This window comes from Collinsella sp. CLA-ER-H2 (assembly GCF_040092405.1).
Taxonomy (GTDB): domain Bacteria; phylum Actinomycetota; class Coriobacteriia; order Coriobacteriales; family Coriobacteriaceae; genus Collinsella.
The window spans coordinates 1-19,052 of record NZ_JBBNLO010000005.1 but is presented as its reverse complement, the minus strand read 5'-3'; the positions used below and the strand labels follow the sequence as shown (position 1 = coordinate 19,052).

Annotated in this window: 11 protein-coding genes; 1 reads left to right on the top strand and 10 read right to left on the bottom strand. The window is 61.9% G+C overall.

Annotation, left to right across the window (positions count from 1 at the left end; all coding sequences use genetic code 11):
• Positions 1–69: 69 nt before the first annotated feature.
• The 6 genes from AAAX59_RS02260 to AAAX59_RS02235 all read right to left on the bottom strand — a co-directional run bounded on the left by AAAX59_RS02260 (position 70) and on the right by AAAX59_RS02235 (position 12,205).
• Positions 70–4,548 (bottom strand): DNA-directed RNA polymerase subunit beta', encoded by a 4,479-nt coding sequence (locus tag AAAX59_RS02260; protein WP_199580722.1) that lies wholly within the window; start codon positions 4,546–4,548, stop codon positions 70–72.
• Between the two features lie 6 nt (positions 4,549–4,554).
• Entirely contained in the window at positions 4,555–8,046 is a 3,492-nt protein-coding gene (locus AAAX59_RS02255) for a DNA-directed RNA polymerase subunit beta (protein WP_255412935.1), read from the bottom strand.
• A gap of 287 nt (positions 8,047–8,333) precedes the next feature.
• Complete coding sequence (locus AAAX59_RS02250) at positions 8,334–9,242, bottom strand: UTP--glucose-1-phosphate uridylyltransferase (RefSeq protein ID WP_148331913.1); 909 nt, start codon at positions 9,240–9,242, stop codon at positions 8,334–8,336.
• Between the two features lie 316 nt (positions 9,243–9,558).
• A complete protein-coding gene (gene rplL, locus AAAX59_RS02245) occupies positions 9,559–9,936 on the bottom strand; it encodes a 50S ribosomal protein L7/L12 (protein ID WP_006235005.1) in 378 nt (125 codons plus the stop codon).
• A gap of 102 nt (positions 9,937–10,038) precedes the next feature.
• Positions 10,039–10,560 (bottom strand): 50S ribosomal protein L10, encoded by a 522-nt coding sequence (gene rplJ, locus AAAX59_RS02240; protein WP_006235004.1) that lies wholly within the window; start codon positions 10,558–10,560, stop codon positions 10,039–10,041.
• Positions 10,561–11,068: 508 nt separating this feature from the next.
• The gene (locus tag AAAX59_RS02235; protein ID WP_349070345.1) at positions 11,069–12,205 is read right to left on the bottom strand and encodes an aminotransferase class I/II-fold pyridoxal phosphate-dependent enzyme; all 1,137 of its coding nucleotides are present in this window, start codon (positions 12,203–12,205) and stop codon (positions 11,069–11,071) included.
• 93 nt (positions 12,206–12,298) lie between these two features.
• On the opposite strand from AAAX59_RS02235, the gene AAAX59_RS02230 reads away from it, so the two are divergent.
• Positions 12,299–12,970 (top strand): hypothetical protein, encoded by a 672-nt coding sequence (locus tag AAAX59_RS02230; protein WP_349070342.1) that lies wholly within the window; start codon positions 12,299–12,301, stop codon positions 12,968–12,970.
• A 1-nt stretch (position 12,971) separates the two neighbouring features.
• Here the strand turns inward: AAAX59_RS02230 and AAAX59_RS02225 are convergent, their stop codons facing one another.
• The 4 genes from AAAX59_RS02225 to feoB form a co-directional block, all read right to left on the bottom strand.
• The gene (locus AAAX59_RS02225; protein WP_349070339.1) at positions 12,972–13,328 is read right to left on the bottom strand and encodes a uracil-DNA glycosylase family protein; all 357 of its coding nucleotides are present in this window, start codon (positions 13,326–13,328) and stop codon (positions 12,972–12,974) included.
• A gap of 152 nt (positions 13,329–13,480) precedes the next feature.
• Positions 13,481–14,857 carry an alpha-amylase family glycosyl hydrolase gene (locus AAAX59_RS02220; RefSeq protein ID WP_349070409.1) on the bottom strand — a complete coding sequence of 459 codons (1,377 nt, stop codon included), beginning with the start codon at positions 14,855–14,857 and terminating at the stop codon, positions 13,481–13,483.
• Between the two features lie 154 nt (positions 14,858–15,011).
• Positions 15,012–16,208, bottom strand: coding sequence for an MFS transporter (locus AAAX59_RS02215; RefSeq protein ID WP_349070337.1), 1,197 nt, complete (start codon positions 16,206–16,208; stop codon positions 15,012–15,014).
• A gap of 123 nt (positions 16,209–16,331) precedes the next feature.
• Positions 16,332–18,743 carry a ferrous iron transport protein B gene (gene feoB / locus AAAX59_RS02210; RefSeq protein WP_349070335.1) on the bottom strand — a complete coding sequence of 804 codons (2,412 nt, stop codon included), beginning with the start codon at positions 18,741–18,743 and terminating at the stop codon, positions 16,332–16,334.
• Positions 18,744–19,052: the final 309 nt, after the last annotated feature.

Here is a 19,052-nt window from a genome sequence, read left to right as displayed (position 1 = left end):
GACAGATTGTAGCTCTGGGGGCCGCGCAGCGACGGAGGTCGCCGCCGTTCGTTAGAACGGCGGAACTAGTTATTCCTCGTCGTTGTCCTTGGCCTCTTCGGCGTCGTCGGTGTCCACGAGCTGGTTGAGCAGCTCGTCGAGGGACGCCATGTCCTCGTTGATGGCACCGTTCGCGGGAGCCTTCTTGTCGTCGATCGGGGCGCCCAGGAGCTCCTCGTCGGCGTCGGCGTGATGCGTCGGCGCAGCGGAGGTGCCCAGCAGGATGTCGTCCGGACCGTCGGGGCTAAAGACCATCTGCAGCAGCTGCGAGAGGTCTTCCTCGTCGGCAACGTCGTCGTTGTTCTCGAGGATGTAGAGCAGGTCGTGGGCCTCAAGGCCGTCACGGAGCTCCTCGATTGCCTTGGCACCGATGCCGTCGATGCGCAGCAAATCCTCCTCGGACTTGCCGACCAGGTCGCCGACCGTCTCGATGCCGACCTCGCTGAACTTGTTGGTCCAGCGCTGCGACACGCCCAGGTCGTCGAACAGGTACAGGCGAGCCTTCTCGGCGGAGATGGTGTGGCCGTTGCGGGTGAACGAACCGTCAGCACCACCGAACTCGTCGTAGCCGGCCCAGTCGAGCTGCTGCGGAAGCTGCTCGTCCAGGTCCTTGAGCTCCACCGGAGCCCACTCGGGCAGCGACTTGGCGTTGGGCGAAGCCGGGCCGTCGATGTCCACGTAGCCGTCGGCCGTGCGATACGTCAGCTTGGCGTTGGCGTACGGCTTGAGGCCGGTACCGGCCGGGATCTTCTTACCGACGATGACGTTGGACTTAAGGTCGAGCAGGTGGTCGACCTTGCCCTCGATGGCAGCCTCGGTAAGGACGCCAGCGGTACGGATGAACGAAGCGCTCGACAGCCAGGAGTCGATGTTGGACGCGACCTTGAGCGTACCCAGGATGACGGGCTCGGCCACAGGAGCCTGGCCGCCCAGACGGGCAACGCGCTCGACCTCGTCGGCGAACTCGTAGCGGTCGACGTACTGACCAAGCAGGTACTTGGAGTCGCCGGGGTTGGTGATCTGAACGCGACGCAGCATCTGACGTGCGAGCACCTCGATGTGCTTGTCGTTCAGGTCGACGCCCTGGCTGGTGTAGACGTCCTTGACGCTCTCGACGAAGGTGTGCATCGTCGACTCGATATCGGTCAGCTTGCGCAGGTTGCGGAAGTTGACGAAGCCCTTGGTGATCTGGTCGCCGGCGCGAACCTCGCAGCCGTCCTCGATCTCGGGCATAAAGCGCACCGATGCGGGGACGCGACGCTCGTCGAGGACACGGGTGTGATCCTCGGAGTCGGTGAGCGTCAGCACGTACTCGGACTTCTCGGGCTTAATCGAGAGGTGGCCGGAGTACGGAGCCAGCTCGGCCTCGCGACCCAGGATCTTCTCGTTGACGTTGCCGACGATATCGAACATACGGCTGACCGTAGGCAGACCCTGCGTAATATCGTCGACGCCAGCGACGCCGCCGGAGTGAATGGTACGCATCGTAAGCTGCGTACCGGGCTCGCCGATGGACTGGGCGGCAATAATGCCGACGGCAGTACCGATGGCGACCGGACGACGGGTGGAAAGATCCCAGCCGTAGCACTTCTGGCACACACCGTACTTGGAGCGGCAGGTGAGCAGCGCGCGGAGCTTGACCTTCTTGAGGCCCGCATCGACCATCTTCTGGATGTCGGCGACCTTCTCGATGTAGCCGTCCTGCTCAAAGAGCACGGTGCCATCGGGAGCCACGACGTCCTCAATGAAGCAACGGCCGACGAGGTCGGTGTTGAGGTCGGTGGTGCCGGGGATGATGAGGTTGTAGGTGACGCCCTCGTGCGTACCGCAGTCCTCCTCGCGGACGATGACGTCCTGGGCCACGTCGACCAGACGACGGGTCAGGTAACCGGAGTCCGAGGTGTGGGATGCGGTATCGACCAGGCCCTTACGGGCGCCGTAGGTCGAAATGAAGTACTCGAGCGGCAGCAGGCCCTCGCGGAAGTTCGCCTTAATGGGAAGGTCGATCGTCTCGCCGGACATGTCTGCCATCAGGCCACGCATGCCGCCGAGCTGACGCAACTGGGTCTTAGAACCACGGGCGCCGGAGTCGGCCATCATGTAGAGCGGGTTCTCCTCGTCGAACAAGTCGAGCATGAGCGCTGCGACCTTGTCGGTACAAGCGGTCCACTCGTTAACGACTTCGATGTGGCGCTCCGTCTCGTTGATGAAGCCCTCCTCGAAGTACTCGTTGATCTGGTCGACGTTGGCCTGGGCGCGGTCGAGCAGCTCCTGCTTCTCGGCAGGGATGAGAGCGTCCCACACCGAGATGGTGAGGCCGGCGCGGGTAGCGTAGTGGAAGCCGGAGTACTTGATGGCGTCGAGGATCGGACCGACCTTGGCCTCGGGATAGCGATCGCAGCAGTCGGCAACCAGTTTGGCCACATCGCCCTTGACCATTTTGTAGTTCATGAACTCATAGTCTTCGGGCAGGCACTGGCGGTTGAAGATGATGCGGCCGATGGAGGTCTCGAAGCGCGCGGTCTTGTTGCCGGTGACGTCGTAGTCGACAAACTCGTTCTTGCCGTTCTTGACGCGGAAGATACGGGTGCCGTCCTCGTTGATGACATTGGCGTCGGCAGCGGACACGCGGACCTGAATCTTGGCCTGCATGTCGACCTCGGAGCGGCAGTCATAGGCGTGCAGCGCGTCGTCGAAGCTGGCGAACACGTGGTTCTCGCCCGGCAGACCGTCGCGGACCTGGGTGAGGTAGTACACACCGATGATCATGTCCTGCGAGGGGATGTTGACCGGCTTGCCGGATGCCGGCGAGCGCAGGTTGTTCGCAGAGAGCATGAGCACGCGAGCCTCGGCCTGAGCCTGGCTGGACAGCGGCACGTGGACAGACATCTGGTCGCCGTCGAAGTCGGCGTTGAAGGGCGAGCAGACCAGCGGGTGCAGGTGGATAGCCTTGCCCTCGACCAGAACCGGCTCAAAGGCCTGGATAGACAGACGGTGCAGGGTCGGTGCGCGGTTGAGCAGCACGACGCGGCCGTCGATGACCTCTTCGAGGATATCCCACACAAAGGTGGCACCGCGGTCGATAGCGCGCTTGGCGCCCTTGATGTTCTCGACCTTGCCAAGCTCGACCAGGCGCTTCATGACGAAGGGCTTGAAGAGCTCCAGCGCCATGGTCTTGGGCAGACCGCACTGGTGCAGCAGCAGCTTGGGGTCGGTAACGATAACCGAACGGCCGGAGTAGTCGACACGCTTACCCAGCAGGTTCTGGCGGAAACGACCCTGCTTGCCCTTGAGGGCCTCGGCGAGCGACTTGAGCGGGCGACCGCCACGGCCAGAGACCGGGCGACCACGACGGCCGTTGTCGAACAGGGCGTCCACGGACTCCTGGAGCATGCGCTTCTCGTTGTTCACGATGATCGCAGGGGCGTCCAGGTCGAGCAGGCGCTTGAGTCGGTTGTTACGGTTGATCACGCGACGGTACAGGTCGTTGAGGTCGGACGCGGCGAAGCGGCCGCCGTCGAGCTGGACCATCGGGCGCAGATCGGGCGGAATGACCGGGATGACGTCCAGAATCATGTTCGCGGGGCTGTTGCCACCCTTCAGGAAGGCGTCAACGACCTCGAGGCGCTTGACGGCCTTCTCGCGCTTCTGCTTCTGAGAATCCTCGTCAGCGATGATGGCCTTGAGCTTCTCGGCCTCGGAGGGGAGGTCGATGGCAGCGAGCAGGTCGCGGACGGCCTCGGCACCCATACCACCCTTGAAGTACATGGAGTAGTAACGGGTCATCTCGCGGAACAGCGGCTCATCGGAGATGAGGTCGCGCTCGGTGAGCTTCATGAAGGCGTTGAAGGCGTCCGTGCGGAGCTGCTTCTCGTCCTTGCACTCTTCCTCGATATCGACGATGCCAGAGGCGATCTCCTCGGGGGTCAGCGGCTCCTCGTCGGAGAACTCGTCAAAGTTCTCGGGGTCGCCCTGCTCCTTGAGGGACTCGATCTGGCGGGCGCACTCGGCATCGATCTCTTCCAGATCGGCGGCGAGCTCCTCGCGCAGGTCGTCGGCGTCGGCCTCGCGAGCCTCGTAGTCAACCTCGGTGATGATGTAGCTGGCAAAGTACAGAACCTTCTCGAGGTCCTTGGACTTGATGTCGAGCATACGGCTCATCGGGAAGCTCGTGGGGCTCTTGAAGTACCAGATGTGGGACACGGGAGCGGCGAGCTCGATGTGGCCCATGCGGTCGCGACGCACCTTGGCCGAGGTGACCTCGACGCCGCAGCGCTCGCAGACGATGCCCTTAAAGCGGATGCCCTTGTACTTGCCGCAGGAGCACTCCCAGTCCTTGGCGGGACCGAAGATCTTCTCGCAGAACAGGCCGTCCTTCTCGGGCTTGAGGGTACGGTAATTGATGGTCTCCGGCTTCTTGACCTCACCGTGCGACCAGGAACGGATCTGGTCGGCGGAGGCAAGGGAGATCTTTACCGAGTCAAAATCAGTAGCTTCGAAATCTGCCACAGTCAACTACTCCTTATCAGTGGTCGTGGCGGCGACAGCCTCGGGTGCCTCGGCGGTCTCGGCATCCTCGGCCTCGACGTCGGTGTCAACGCCGGCGAGCGCAGCCAGGTCGTCGAGAGCAGAGGTCTCCTCGGCGGTCACAGGGGCGGAGGCGTCCTCGTCGGCATCGTGCATGGGCTCGATGTCCAGCGCGAGGGAGCGGATCTCCTTGACGAGAACCTTGAAGGACTCGGGGATACCCGGGACAGGAACGTTCTCGCCCTTGACGATGGACTCGTAGGTCTTGACGCGGCCCACGGTATCGTCGGACTTGACGGTCAGGATCTCCTGCAGGACGTTGGAAGCGCCGTAAGCGTACAGTGCCCAAACTTCCATCTCGCCGAAGCGCTGGCCGCCGAACTGGGCCTTGCCGCCCAGAGGCTGCTGGGTAACCAGGCTGTAAGGGCCAGTCGAACGGGCGTGGATCTTGTCGTCGACCATGTGGCCGAGCTTGAGGATGTAGGACGTACCCACGGTAATGGGCTCGCGGAACTCCTCGCCGGTGCGGCCGTCGAACAGACGGGTCTTGCCGCGCTCGTCAAGCTGGGTGACGAACTCGGGGCGCATGTGATCGCCAAAGGCAGCGGTGGCCTTGTTGAGCATGTTCTTGTTGGCACGACGGATGACCTCGGCGATCTCGTCCTCCTTGGCGCCGTCGAAGACGGGCGTGGCGGTGAAGAACGGACCGGGGACGTACTTGTCGGAGTCGGCCTGCTCGGTATCCCAACCGCAGGCAGCAGCCCAGCCAAGGTGGCACTCGAGCAGCTGGCCGACGTTCATACGCGAAGGAACGCCCAGCGGGTTGAGGATAACGTCGATCGGGGTACCGTCAGCCATGTAGGGCATGTCCTCGACCGGCAGAACGTTACAGATAACACCCTTGTTGCCGTGGCGGCCGGCGATCTTATCACCCTGCTGGATCTTACGACGCTGGGCGACGTAGACGCGCACCTGCTCGTTGACGCCGGGGGCCAGGTCGTCGCCGTTCTCGCGGCTAAAGCGGACGACATCGATGACGCGGCCGTAAGCGCCGTGAGGCATCTTAAGGGAGGTATCGCGGACGTCGTGGGCCTTGGCACCGAAGATGGCGCGCAGCAGGCGCTCCTCGGCGGTCAGAGCGCTCTCGCCCTTAGGCGTGACCTTGCCGACCAGGATGTCGCCAGGGCCGACCTCGGCGCCGATGCGGATGATGCCGTCCTCGTCGAGGTTGGCAAGCATGTCCTCGGAGAGGTTCGGGATCTCGCGGGTGATCTCCTCGGGGCCGAGCTTGGTGTCGCGGGCGTCGATCTCGTGACGGGTGATGTTGATGGTCGTCAGCAGGTCCTCGGCCACCAGGCGCTCGGACACGACGATACCGTCCTCGTAGTTAAAGCCTTCCCACGGCATGTAGGCCACGGTGAGGTTCTGGCCCAGTGCGAGCTCGCCGTGATCGGTCGAAGGACCGTCGGCCAGAGGCTCGCCCTGTTCAACGGTGTCACCGACGCGCACGAGCGGACGGTGGTTGATGCAGGTGGACTGGTTGGAGCGCTGGTACTTGGCCAGATGATACTCGTCCATGCCGCCGGCATGCTTGACGATAATCTTGGCGGCGTCGGCAAAGATAACCTCGCCGGCGTTCTTGGCCAGGGTGACCTCGCCGGAGTCCAGAGCGGCGCGACGCTCCATGCCGGTACCGACATAGGGAGCGGCGGGGTGAACCAGCGGCACGGCCTGACGCTGCATGTTAGCGCCCATCAGCGTACGCTTGGCGTCGTCGTGCTCAAGGAACGGGATCAGCGTGGCTGCGACGGAGAGCATCTGACGCGGCGAGACGTCCATGTAGTCGACGTCCTCGACAGGCACGTCGGCGGGAGCGCCGAAGGAGCCGTCGAAGTCGCGGGTACGGGCGATCACGGTGTGCGGACGGACGATCTTACCCTCGGCATCGGTCGTGATGAACTCGTTGGTCTTGGGATCGAGCGGCGTGTTGGCCGGCGCGATGACGTGCTTCTCTTCCTCGTCAGCGGTCATCCAGTCGATCTGATCGGTGGCAACGCCGTTCTCGACGCGACGGAACGGGGCCTCGATGAAGCCATACTCGTTGACGCGGGCGTAGAGGGCGAGCGAGCCGATCAGGCCGATGTTGGGGCCTTCGGGGGTCTCGATCGGGCACATGCGGCTGTAGTGCGAATTGTGAACGTCGCGGACGGCCGTCGGCACGTTGGTGCGGCGGCTGGAGCCGGACTTGTGGCCGGCAAGACCACCAGGGCCGAGTGCGGACAGACGGCGCTTGTGGGTCAGACCGGTCAGGGGGTTCGCCTGGTCCATGAACTGCGAGAGCTGAGAGGAGCCGAAGAACTCCTTGATGGAGGCCACGATCGGGCGGATGTTGATGAGCGACTGCGGGGTGATCTCGTCGATGTCCTGGGAGCTCATGCGCTCACGGACGACGCGCTCCATACGGCTCATGCCGATACGGAACTGGTTGGCGACGAGCTCGCCGACGGTACGGATGCGGCGGTTGCCAAAGTGGTCGATGTCGTCGACCTTGAAGCCCTGCTCGCCGGCAGCGAGGGACAGGAGGTAGCGCAGCGTCGCGACGATATCCTCGTCGGTGAGCACCGTGACCTCTTCCTCGGTGGTGAGGTTGAGCTTCTTGTTGACCTTGTAACGACCGACGCGGGCCAGGTCGTAGCGCTGCGGGTTGAAGAGCAGACCCTCGAGCAGGCTGCGGGAAGCGTCCACGGTGGGAGGCTCGCCCGGGCGCAGACGACGGTAGATCTCGATGAGGGCGTCCTCGCGAGTGAGGGCGGTGTCGCGCTCCAGGGTGCGCTTGATCACATCGGAGTTGCCGAGTAGCTCGATAATGTCATCGTTGGTGACGGCGATGCCAAGGGCGCGCAGGAACATCGTGGCGCTCTGCTTGCGCTTACGGTCGATGGAGACCATGAGCTGGTCGCGCTTGTCGACCTCAAACTCAAGCCAGGCACCGCGGGACGGAATGATCTGGGCCTTGTAGATCTGCTTGCCCGAATCCATCTCGGAGCTGTAGTACACGCCCGGGGAGCGGACGAGCTGCGAGACGACGATACGCTCGGTACCGTTGATGATGAAGGTGCCCTGATCGGTCATCATGGGGAAGTCGCCCATAAAGACGAGCTGCTCCTTGATCTCGCCGGTCTCCTTGTTGGTGAGACGGACGTCGGTCAGAAGCGGAGCCTGATAGGTCATATCCTTCTCGCGGCACTCCTCGACGGTGTGCGCGGGGTCGCCGAACTGATGCTCGCCGAAGGTAACCTCGAGAACATGGTTCTGGCTCTGGATGGGGCTGGATTCCTTGAACGCCTCACGAAGGCCCTCGTCCTTAAAACGCTCAAAGGATTCCCTTTGAACAGAGATAAGGTTGGGGAGCTCCATGGCCTCCGGGATTTTCCCGAAGCTGACGCGCTTGCGCTCAGTGGCAGTGTATGCGTAGGTCACCAGGTTTTTCCTCCTTCACGGAAATGCTCGGTGGGTTGGCGAGGCATAGCTTCGCCAGTTATCGCAACCTAATAGTTTATCAGGTAGCGACCGTTGGGCAAGAAAAGCCTTGACGCGATTGAGTTTTTGGAGTAGCAAAGTTTTTCGACAGAAAACACGCAGGTAGATGTATGTGTATCGAACATATGTTCATATATTTTCTGTGAACAGAGAGCCGGCAATCGCAGCTCTTATAAAAAACGGGCGCGAACCGAGGTCCGCGCCCGTAAATGTCGATGTCCGAAGGCTTACTTGCGCATCAATCCGCCGCGCTCGTCGATGGCGTCCCAGAAGGCGCCGGCAAAGCGGGGATCGCTTGCAGCCATGAGGGCGTTGGTGGCCATCCAGCCAGAGGGAGTGCCGGTGTCGTAGCCCGACAGCGGGTCGATGACGACCGCATACATGGCCTCGCGATCGAGCGAACGGGCCATTGCGTCGGTGAGCTGGATCTCGCCGCCCTTACCAGCCTGCTGATCGGCCAGCAGGTCCATGACCAGCGGGCTCAGCAGATAGCGGCCGACGATGTACAGGTTGGACGGAGCAGCCTCGGGAGCGGGCTTCTCGACCAGACCGCCGATGCGCCAGACAGCGCCCGGCTCGGCATCGGCAACGCCCTCGGCGCCCTCGAGCGAACCGACGCGCTCGCCGGCGATAACGCCGTAGCGGCTGACTTCCTCGGGCGAGCAAGCAGCGACGGCGATAACCGAAGCGCCACCGTGCTCCTTGGAAACGGCGAGCATCTTGTCGCAGATGTCGCGGTTAGGCACAACGTAGTCGCCCAGAAGAACCAGGAAGTTCTCCCCTGCCACGGCGTCGGCAGCAGAGCGGATAGCATGGCCGAGGCCCTTGGGCTCGTACTGATAACGGAAGTCGACCGGCATACCGCCAGCGTGGGCGACGGCATCGGCATAGGCGTTCTTGCCGCGCTCGCGCAGCAGGTTCTCGAGCGAGCGATCGGGCTGGAAGTAGTTCAGCAGCTCGGGCTTGCCGGGAGAAGTTACGATGATGGCATCGTCGACCTCCTCGGGGTCGAGCGCCTCCTCAACGACATACTGGATGACCGGCTTGTCGAGAACCGGCAGCATCTCTTTGGGCGTGCACTTGGTGCCAGGCAGAAAACGCGTGCCAAGACCGGCGGCGGGGATGATTGCCTTCATGTTATTCAAAGATCCTTTCGCAGGCGCAAAAGCGCCCCGTGCGTGCGGCGCGTCTGCCGCAGACCAAATTGCGATACCCAAGCATCTTACCGCTGGAACTATATGTCGCTACAAGGCAGAGACAATTCTTCAGCAGGTCAACGCAAATTATTGCTCGAATGGTGCAATTTTATTGCCCAACGGCAGGGCACCCGATACGACGCAAATCACAGAACATGGCAGTTTGAGCAACCGATGCCGAGGGACCGAAAAACAAAAAAAGACGGGGCTCGCAATGCGAACCCCGTCTGCAAAGAAATCTGGCGAGAAAGCCTGATTACTTGAGGGTGACAGCAGCGCCAGCAGCCTCGAGCTTCTCCTTGGCAGCCTCGGCGTCCTCCTTCTTGGCACCCTCGAGAACAGCCTTGGGAGCGCCCTCGACGACCTCCTTGGCCTCCTTCAGGCCAAGGTTGGTGAGCTCACGGACGGCCTTGATGACCTGGATCTTGTTGTCGCCGAAGCCCTCGAGCACGACGTCAAACTCGGTCTTCTCCTCGGCCTCAGCAGCGCCAGCAGCGGGAGCGGCGACAACAGCGGCAGGAGCAGCGGCGGAAACGCCGAAGGTGTCCTCGATAGCCTTGACGAGCTCGGAAGCCTCGAGAAGGGTCATTTCCTTAAGAGCATCGATGATCTCATCGGTGGTAAGCTTAGCCATTTCTAAGTCCTTTCGGTTTCCGTGCGGATGCACGGAGATCAGTTAAAACACGGCGCGAATGCGCCAGGGGTGCGGCGTTGCCGCCGCGGGTGAAAACAGCAACTAGGCTGCCTTCTGCTCGGAGACCTGCTGGATCGAACGAGCGAGACCAGAGGAAACGCCGTTGACGCAGACAGCGATGTCGCGAGCGAAACCGGAGATGAGACCGGCGATCTGACCGAGAAGCTGATCCTTGGTGGGCAGCTCGGCGATAGCCTTAACATCATCAGCGGAAACGGCCTTGCCGTCGGAGATACCGCCCTTGATCTCAAGGACGCCCTTGGACTTAGCAGAGAAGTCCTTAAGGGCCTTAGCGGCCTCGACCGGCTCGGACTCGTAGAACACATAAGCGACGGGGCCGGCGAGGATCTCGTCGAGCTCGGGCTGCTCCTGGTTCTTGAGAGCGATCTTGACCAGGTTGTTCTTGTAGACCTTCATCTCGGCGCCGCACTCGCGAAGCTGATGACGCAGCTCCTGAGCCTGCTTAACCGTCAGACCGTTGTAGTTGACGACGAACAGACCGGCGTTCTCGGCGATACGGGACTCGATCTCTGCAACCTTGTCGATTTTGTACTGCTGGGGCATGAATTACACCTCCTCGAATTCTTTCCGGGCACGGTCCGCCACAAGGACGTGACGGGGGCATGTCCAAAAAGAAAGCCCCCGCGCTGCATGAGCGACGGGGGCGAGAAGACATATCTACTCGACCACCTCGGCTGGCGGGAAGTCCCATTAAGCTCGCGGGCGATGCCCGTTTGCACCGGCTGTCTCTGGCAGCGGATTCGTGCGTGAACCGAAAGTATTATGGCGGGGACCCCGGCGTCGGTCAACGGGAAACCGGGCTGCACACAATTCCACCATCCGGCCGCGCCGCCGAAGGCCAGGCGCAAGGTTTTCGCTCGGTCAGGTCCTGGGCTCGCACGAAGAGCACATTAAGTGCTCTTCGGCTCGTGCGGAATCTACGAAAACCTTGCGCCTGGCCTTCGGCGGCGCGGCCTGCGGTGACTTTGGGGCAGCCCGGTTTCCCGTTGGCCGGCGCCCCCCCCACTCATAAGCCTTAAGTCGGTGGGCTGATATGTTGCGTCCCTGATGGCTATAGGGTTGAGACGAAGGTGGATAGGCGGTGGAGACCTTCGTCTAGGTCTTTGTCGGAGACGCAGTAGCTTAGGCGGATGTGGCCTTCGGTGCCGAAACAGTCGCCCGGAACCAGGGCTACGTTTGCCTCTTTGATGGCTTTGATGCAGAAGTCTTCGCTTGTTAGGCCGAATTGTTTGATGCTCGGGAAAGTGTAGAAGGCTCCTGCGGGCTCCACGACGTCCAGGCCCATGGCGTCTAAGGCTGCGAGTACGCGTTCGCGGCGGGCTCGGTAGACTTTGAGCATGGGGGTTGGGTCGACGGTCAGGGCTCGGGCTGCGGCGTCCATCTCGAAGGAGACGGCGCTCGATACTAGGTATTGGTGAGCTTTTGCGATCTCGGCGATGACGGGTGCCGCTGCCGCGAGCCAACCCAGGCGCCAGCCGGTCATGGCCCAGGGCTTGGAGAAACTCTCGATGACGACCGTCTGCTCGCGCAGCTCCGGGTGTCGCTGGGCGAAGCGCTCGTAGCCGTCCACATAGACGAGGCGGTTGTATACGTCGTCGCAGACTACGTAGATGCCCGCCTGCTCTGCCACGCGCGCCACGACGTCGAGCGATGCCGCGTTGAGAATGCAGCCCGTGGGATTGTTGGGCGAGCAGATAACGATGGCCTTGGTCGCCGGGGTCACACAGGCGCGAAGCGCATCCTCGTCAATCTGAAATTGCGTAGGCTCCGTATCCAAAAAGACCGCCTTGGCATGGTTGGCCACGACGATGCTCTCGTACAGACCAAAGGCGGGCGTGGGGATAATGACCTCGTCGCCGGGGTTGAGCATGGCCATAAACGTAGCCGACAGGGCCTCGGTCGCACCATCGGTCAGGATGACCTCGTCAGCCGAATATGTAAGGCCCGCGTCCCCCATGTAGGCAGATAACGCCTCACGCAGGGCGGGGCGACCGTTGTTGGGCGGATAGTGCGTGTCACCGCGGTCCAGTGCGGCGGTCACCTCGGCGCTAATCACATCGGGCGTGGGAAAATCGGGCTCGCCAAGCGCAAGCGCGATGCACCCCGGGTGCTGGGCGGCGAGCGCGTTAATCCGACGGATGCCGGAGGGCTTAAGCGTAGCAAGCGAGGTATTCATGGACAGACGCATGGCGTTCCTTTCGTAAGGGTTGCACTAGGATAGCGCGGCGAGGCGCCGCCGGACGGTGTAACCTAAACGGAAATGAACCGGAAAGGAGGCGGCATGGAGACGACCGCACGCGGCGATGTACCAAAAACACTGCATAACATCGCGTTTGTCAGTATTTCCGAGAGCGCCGATCTTGAGTTTTTGCTCTGGGACCTGCAGGATGCCATCGCCGCCTATGCACAGCTTTCCGGCACTGTACTCCCCCGCCCAGTCGACTTGGAGGCGGATGATGCCGGCAGCGTTGCCGGTACCGCCGATGGCATTGTGTTCGCCGTTGAAGATGCACCCAATGATGAAGCGATGGCGCCCATTGAGCAGGTGCTCGACCGCTTTGGCGGCGCAGGGACGCGTGTCTATGTTGTTGTCCAGGCCGACGTCGGCGGCCTCGAGCGAGCACACGGGCTCGTCGTGCGTCTGCAAGCGGCATGCGACCTTCATGAGCTGTCATGGTGCGGCGGCGTTGTCGTCTGTACCGGCAGCGGTTTCGCGGTGCTTCGTCACTCACCGCGCATGGGACTCTTGCGGCGACCGTTTTCGGAAGCGATGGACAAGCTCGTAGGCGCCGTTCGTATGGGCTGTTCGGTTGAGCATGCGCAGCGACTTGGTGGTGGTAATGCCGAGGACGTCGACGCCGACGGCATGGCTTGCGCCGAGCCAGCCGTGCCCGTGCCGATCTGGCGAGGCGTTCTGAAACACCTCGGCGCCCGCACTCAATCAATAATCTAAATTAATGAGCTGCCCAGTCAACGGCTTCACTCCAACGCTCGACAAGCCGCTCCAAACGCCACGCCGCGTTGGCAGGACTCGTCGACGGCAGCACGATGGCGGGTAGGCCCGTCCGCTCTTGTAGATAGCGTTTGTAGAGCCGTCCGGCCGTGCCGCCGTTGCAAACAACGATCTCGATCGGCGTGGCATCCACAATGCGTTCAATATGTGCCGGCACAACGTTTTTGATGCTAGCGTCACTCGAGCCCTTGATGTCACAGCTCTCGATCACATCCCACAGGGCCACGCCGCCGTTGAGCAGCATAGCCCGCTTGGCAGCAACCGAGGCATCGAGCGTCGCGAGCTCGCCGCGCGCCAAAAGCGGTTCTGTGGGTTTCCATAGTAAAAGGCGTTGGCGCGCGAAAGCACCGAGGGAAACGATCCGAGCACCAAAACGCGCGAGTGCTGGTCGAACACGGGCTCAAACCCATGCTCAATATGTTGATAGCCCTTGTCAGACACAGGCATGGGCTAGGCTCTCAACAAATAGCGCACCTCGTAGGGTGCAAGCTCAAGGGCACCCGTTAGCTCGACTGTGGGCGCGCCGTCGGCAAGTAGGTCGGCAAAGGAGCCGTTGAGCTCGCCGGCTCCAAAGGTATAGGGCTCGTTCACGGCATTGACCGCCACGAGCACCGTCGCGTCGTCGCAGGCGCGCTCGAACAGCAGCTGCTTGTTCTGGATCACCACGTTGCGATAGGCACCATAGTTGAGGGCACGGGCCGCCGCGTCGTCTGCCGAGCGCAGGTGCGCGAGCTGCTTGATGAAGGCCGTCAGCTCGTTGGGCACAGGCTCATCGAGCGCAGGTCGCAGCGCCCAGTCGCCATCGGGGCCGCCCTTTTCGCCAGGAATCCCCCACTCGCTGCCATAGTAGACGCACGGGATGCCCGGCATGCCAAAGAGCATGCCATAAGCGGGGCGCAGACAGGATTTGTCGGTAAGGATGCTCGCCAGGCGCGGCACATCGTGGTTGTCGACAAACGACAGCAGATGCTTGCCGCGATAAATGCACCACGGGTCACCGCCAAACTGGCGATGCAGCGAGTGGGCAATCTCGAACATGTTGACCGAGTTAAAGCTGGAGTACAGGCCCTTGTAGCACTCGTAGTTGGTGCAGGAGTCAAGCATCTCGTCGTTGACGATCTGGTTGTAGTCGCCGTGGAGCGTCTCACCAATCAGCACAAAGTCGGGTTTGAGCTCACGGGTAAAAGTATGCAGGCGGCGCATAAAATCGCGATCGAGCATATAGGCGACGTCCAGGCGCAGGCCGTCGACGCCAAACACGTCAGCCCAGCGACGCACGGACTCAAGCAGGTAATCGACCACGGCGGGGTTTTGCAAGTTGAGCTTCACAAGCTCAAAATGGCCTTCCCAGCCCTCGTACCAAAAGCCGTCGCCATAGCAGGAGTCGCCGTCAAAGCTAATGTGAAACCAGTCCTTGTAGGGCGAGTCCCACTTGCGCTCCTGAACATCGCGGAAGGCCCAGAAACCGCGGCCCACATGGTTAAAGACGGCATCGAGCACCACGCGAATGCCATGAGCGTGCAGCGTCTCGCATACAGCGGCAAAATCGGCATCCCCGCCCAGGCGGCGGTCGATATGGCGCAGGCTGCGCGTGTCGTAGCCGTGGCTGTCGGATTCGAGCGGCGGGTTAATGAGCACAGCACCGATGCCGAGCTCTTGCAGGTAGTCGGCCCATTGGGCGATCTTCATGATGGGCGCATCGGGGTTGGGCGCTGCGTTGGCAGCCTGGGCGAGCTCATCTTCGGCAACGGGCGCGGCGTTTTCGCGCGGAGCTCCGCAAAAGCCCAGCGGATAGATCTGATAGAACGTCGTCTCGTATGCCCACATAGCAGCCTCCCGGCAATCTTTCACGCAACGCCATCCATTGTATGCCCGCCGCGCATCCCCTCCCCCAAAATAAGTTGCAGTGAAATAGGGACTGTTGAGACCAATAAACCGGGCAAACAGTCTCTATTCCACCGCAACTGATGAGGGAACGTGATTAGGCGACGGGCTTTGCGCGGCGTATGGCCGGGAACAGCACCGTAATGGCGAGGATGACGCCCACGACGGTGATCGCCCCGCCCGCAAAGCCGATCCAGGCGATACCGGGGCCCGAAACCACGGCGCCGCCGATCGCGGTGCCCGTGCCGATGCCGAGGTTAAACAGGCCCGAGAAGATCGACATGGCGACGGCCGACGAATCCGCCGGCGTGTACTTGATGAGCTCGGCCTGAAACGCCACGTTAAAGGCCGTGGAGCAGCAGCCCCATAGCGCGCAAACAGCGAGAACGGCGACGAGCGACGGTGCAACCGGACCCATGAGCAGCAGAGCCACAGGCACGCCGGAGAGTGTGATAGCCAAGAACGGAAAGCGATGGCCATCGAACAGTCGGCCGAACAGCCAGCTTCCGAGCAGACCGGAGCAGCCAAACGCCGTCAGCGTCATGGTGATGGCGCTTGCGTCGACATGGGCGACCTGCGCCAGGAAGGGCTCGATATAGCTGTAACCCGCGTAGTAGCCGGTCGCCATAAAGACCGTGACCGCGTAGAGCGCGATGAGGAACGGGTTCTTGAGCAGCTCGGGCAGCTGTTTGACGGTAAAGCGCTCGCCCGCCGGCATGGCCGGGAACACCGCGGCCTGGTACACCACCGCGGCGGCAGAGAAGGCACCGACCACGGCAAACGTCATGCGCCAGCCCACAGCTAGTCCGATGGCGCGGCCGATCGGCAGGCCAAAGATCTGCGCGATAGACGAGCCCGTGGCGATTATGCTGATGGCGAGCGCCCCGTGGCGACTGTCGACCAGGCGCGAGGCCATAATCGAGGCGACCGACCAGAACACGGCATGCGCGCAGGCGACCACCAGACGCGCGCAAACCAAAATAGGATAGGTGGGCGCCACAGCGGACAGGAACTGGCCGAGCGAAAACACGGCCAAAACGCCCAACAGCATCCGCTTGAACTCAAAGCGCGAGGCAAACACCATAAGCGGCAGCGACAGCAGCATGACGCCCCAGGCATAGACCGAAATCATGATGCCTGCCTGGGCCTCGGTGAGCGAGAACGACGCGGCGATATCAGTCAGAAGGCCGATGGGCATGAACTCTGATGTGTTGAACACGAACGAACAGCAGGCGAGCCCGATAAGCGGGAGCCACTGCTTGAGCGAGATGCCATCTTGTCTTGCCTGGGTCATGTAGGAAACCTCTCCGATTGTCTTGGGCGGTGGGCGATTATATAGCAACGGCCCCGCATCCGTCAGTACAGATGCGGGACCGCAATCAACTCAATACACAGGGGTTGCGCCGTCAATAAATAGCTAAGCCAACCCCAACAATATGCCCGCCGAATGCACGACAAACGCCACGATCCAGGCGACCGTCACCTGAAACGCGAACACGGCAACGGCATAGCGCGCACCCAGCTCGCTCTTGACGGCACCGATGGCCGCCACGCAGGGCGGGTACAGCAGCGTAAAGACCAGGAACACGTAAGCGGTAAACGGCGAAAACATGGTCGACAGTGCCGCGGGCGACGTTGCACCCAAAAGCACCGTGAGGGTCGAGATGACACTCTCCTTGGCGATAAGGCCGGTGACGAGCGCCGTGGATGCTCGCCAATCGCCAAACCCAAGCGGCGCCAGCGCCGGCGCGATGATGCTGCCGAGACCCGCAAGCAGGCTTTGCGACTGATCGGCGACCACATTAAAGCGGATGTCGAACGTCTGAAGGAACCAAATGACCACCGTAGCGGCAAAGATAATGGTGAAGGCCTTGGTGATGAAGTCCTTGGCCTTATCCCATGCCAGCATCACCGTCGTCTTAACGCTCGGCAGGCGGTAATTGGGGAGCTCCATGATAAACGGCACCGGGTCGCCCTTAAATGCCGTGCGGTTGAGCACCAAAGCCGCTATGCATCCGACCGCAATGCCAATCAGATAGAGCGAGACCATGGCGGGAACTGTCGCCTGCGGGAAAAACGCCCCGCACAGCAGACCGTAGACCGGCAACTTGGCCGAACAGCTCATGAACGGCGTGAGCATGACCGTCATCTTGCGGTCGTGCTCGGATGGGAGCGTACGGGTCGACATGATAGCCGGCACGGTGCAGCCAAAACCGACGAGCATGGGCACAAAGCTGCGGCCCGACAGGCCAAAGCGACGCAATACCTTATCCATGACAAAGGCCACGCGCGCCATGTAGCCCGAGTCTTCCAGAATGGAGAGGAACAAGAAGAGCACGACGATGATCGGCAGGAAGGTCAGCACGCTGCCCACGCCCGTGAGAACACCGTCGACGGCCAGCGAGCGCACCACGTCGTTGGTGCCGAACGCCTTGAGACCCGCATCGGCCGAGGCGATGATGGCAGCGATGCCGTCCTCCATAAGTCCCTGCAACGCCGCGCCGATCACGCCAAACGTCAGCCAAAAGACGAGGCCCATGATCACCAGGAACGCCGGAATGGCTGTGTAACGACCTGTCAGGATGCGGTCAATCTTGACGGAGCGCACGTGCTCGCGGCTCTCGTGCGGCTTTACGACGCAGCGCCCGCACACGTCGCCGATAAAGCCGAAGCGCATGTCGGCCAGCGCAGATAGACGGTCGGTGCCGGCCTCGCCCTCCATCTGGGTAATGATGTGCTCGATGGCGTCAAGCTCGTTGCGATCCAGATGAAGTGCCTCGGTCACCAGCTCGTCGCCCTCAACCAGCTTGGTCGCCGCAAAACGCACGGGAATGTGCGCCGTCGCGGCATGGTCCTCGATCAGGTTGGCAATGCCGTGGATGCAGCGATGCAGTGCACCGCCGTCTGGACCATCGGGCGCACAGAAGTCCAGGCGACCGGGGCGCTCACGGAACCGTGCCACGTGCAAGGCATGATCCACCAGCTCGCCGATACCCTCGTTGCGGGCAGCGCTAATGGGGACAACGGGCACGCCCAACAGGCTCTCGAGCAGGTTGACGTCCACGGCGCCGCCGTTGGCCGTCACCTCGTCCATCATGTTGAGCGCGATGACCATGGGACGATCGAGCTCCATAAGCTGCAGCGTCAGGTACAGGTTACGCTCGATGTTGGTGGCGTCGATGATGTCGATGATGGCGTCGGGGTCTTCGTCCAAGATGAATTGGCGGCTGACGATTTCTTCGCCCGTGTACGGCGACAACGAGTAAATACCGGGCAAGTCGGTAACGCTCGCCTCGGGGTGGTTACGGATAGTGCCGTCCTTGCGGTCGACCGTCACGCCGGGAAAGTTACCGACATGCTGGTTGGAGCCCGTCAGCTGGTTGAATAACGTGGTCTTGCCGCAGTTTTGGTTGCCGGCGAGGGCAAAGTGCAGCGGCGCGCCCTCGGGCACGGCCGTCTTTGCCGCACGGGGCGAATACGTCCCCTCGCCCAGGGCCGGATGCTCCGTCGTGCCGATTGCGGCGTTAGCGCGCGGACCCGTATCGGTGTCGTGAATACCCACAAGCTCGATGCGAGCGGCATCGTCCTTGCGCAGTGTCAACTCGTAGCCACGCAGGCGGATCTCGAGCGGGTCGCCCATGGGGGCGTACTTCATCATGGTGACTTCGGTGCCCGGCGTTAGGCCCATGTCCAAAATATGCTGTCGGAGTGCCTGATCGTCCGATGCCACCGATGCGACAACGGCGTCCTTTCCAATCTCGAGTGTATCGAGCTTCACGTCCGTGTTCCTCCCCCGGCGCCCACAGGGCGTTGCATTTATGTTTACCATGGCTAACCGTTTGCCATGGCTAACCAATTTAACCATGCATGATAGCGCGAACACGCAACGATGTTCAATCGACAGATTGGTGCAAGGGGGACGGATTACTTTGCACCAAGCCCTTGACGGCCAGGACGATGCCGATGCCTTGGAACCGACAGCGAAAGCCCGTCAGAGCGAGCAAGGTGCCTTGAAATCAAAACCACCCCTAAAAGGGGTGGTTTGCTCTTAGGGTATAACCCTTGGATTTCCGGCACGCGTCTAAAGGCGCCGGCCCTCACGGGGTTCGGGCCGCACTGCAGGTTGACCCGTGACGGG

Excerpts from the sequence above, each read along its gene's own strand:
- AAAX59_RS02250 (WP_148331913.1), bottom strand. The coding sequence starts at position 9,242 with ATGAAGGCAATCATCCCCGCCGCCGGTCTTGGCACGCGTTTTCTGCCT.
- rplL (WP_006235005.1), bottom strand. The coding sequence starts at position 9,936 with ATGGCTAAGCTTACCACCGATGAGATCATCGATGCTCTTAAGGAAATG.
- rplJ (WP_006235004.1), bottom strand. The coding sequence starts at position 10,560 with ATGCCCCAGCAGTACAAAATCGACAAGGTTGCAGAGATCGAGTCCCGT.
- AAAX59_RS02235 (WP_349070345.1), bottom strand. The coding sequence starts at position 12,205 with ATGCGTCTGTCCATGAATACCTCGCTTGCTACGCTTAAGCCCTCCGGC.
- AAAX59_RS02230 (WP_349070342.1), top strand. The coding sequence starts at position 12,299 with ATGGAGACGACCGCACGCGGCGATGTACCAAAAACACTGCATAACATC.
- AAAX59_RS02220 (WP_349070409.1), bottom strand. The coding sequence starts at position 14,857 with ATGTGGGCATACGAGACGACGTTCTATCAGATCTATCCGCTGGGCTTT.
- AAAX59_RS02215 (WP_349070337.1), bottom strand. The coding sequence starts at position 16,208 with ATGACCCAGGCAAGACAAGATGGCATCTCGCTCAAGCAGTGGCTCCCG.
- feoB (WP_349070335.1), bottom strand. The coding sequence starts at position 18,743 with ATGGTAAACATAAATGCAACGCCCTGTGGGCGCCGGGGGAGGAACACG.